Source organism: Nonomuraea zeae (assembly GCF_005889725.1).
GTDB lineage: Bacteria > Actinomycetota > Actinomycetes > Streptosporangiales > Streptosporangiaceae > Nonomuraea > Nonomuraea zeae.
In genome coordinates, this window is the sequence record NZ_VCKX01000704.1 from 1 (window position 1) to 956 (window position 956).

2 protein-coding genes are annotated in these 956 nt (G+C 66.9%); both read left to right on the forward strand.

Annotated features, from left to right (window positions below; translation table 11 throughout):
• Positions 1–69: 69 nt before the first annotated feature.
• A complete protein-coding gene (locus ETD85_RS62495) occupies positions 70–357 on the forward strand; it encodes a transposase (RefSeq protein ID WP_170247524.1) in 288 nt (95 codons plus the stop codon).
• A partial coding sequence (locus tag ETD85_RS62500; protein WP_138699124.1) for an IS3 family transposase occupies positions 354–956 on the forward strand: 603 nt, incomplete at its 3' end. The genes ETD85_RS62495 and ETD85_RS62500, both read left to right, overlap by 4 nt.

Genomic DNA, 956 nt, shown 5'->3' on the forward strand with positions numbered 1-956 from the left:
TGGAGTTGGCCCGGTTTGGTGGACACCTGATCTCTGGGGAACCCTGGTTCCCGGAAGAAGGAGTCTGCTGTGCCGAACAACTATCCGCCGGAGTTTCGCCGGCAGATGGTGGAGCTGGTGCGCGCGGGACGGACGCCGGAGGAGCTGGCCAAGGAGTTCCAGCCCTCCGCGCAGTCGATCCGTACCTGGGTGCGTCAGGCTGACCTTGATGATGGCCGCCGCCAAGACGGTCTGACCAGCGCCGAGAAGGACGAGCTGGCCAGGTTGCGTCGTGAGAACAAGATTCTCCGTGAGGAGAAGGAGATCTTGCGTAAGGCCGCGGTTTTCTTCGCGCGGGAGACGGATCTGCCGAGATGAAGTTCCGGCTGATTCATGCGGAGAAGGACCACCACGAGGTCTCCCTGCTGGCCCGGGTGCTGGGTGTGTCGCGCCAGGGCTACTACGCCTGGGCGGCTCGCCAGCGGCGGGGCCCGTCGGCTCGAGCCCGCCGCGACGCCGAGTTGACGGAGCGGATCCGCGAGCATCACCGGGCCTCGGACGAGATCTATGGTGCACCGCGTATTCATGCCGACCTGCGTGAACTCGACGGGGTCCGGGTCGGTCGCAAGCGGGTGGCCCGGCTTATGCGCCGGGCTGGGCTGGCCGGGGTGAGCAGGCGTAGAGGCTGCCGCACCACGATCGCGGACGGGCGTGCTGCGGCCGCCTCCGATCTGGTCAAACGCCAGTTCATCGCAGCCGAGCCGAACCGGGTCTGGACCGCCGATATCACCTACGTGCCCACCTGGCAGGGCTTCGTCTACCTGGCAGTGGTGCTGGACGTGTTCTCCCGCCGGATCGTCGGCTGGGCGATGGCCGACCACATGCGCACCGAGTTGGTGACCGACGCCCTGGCGATGGCGCTGCACCAGCGCCATCCTGAGGCCGGGGTGATTCATCACAGCGACAAGGGCAGCCAA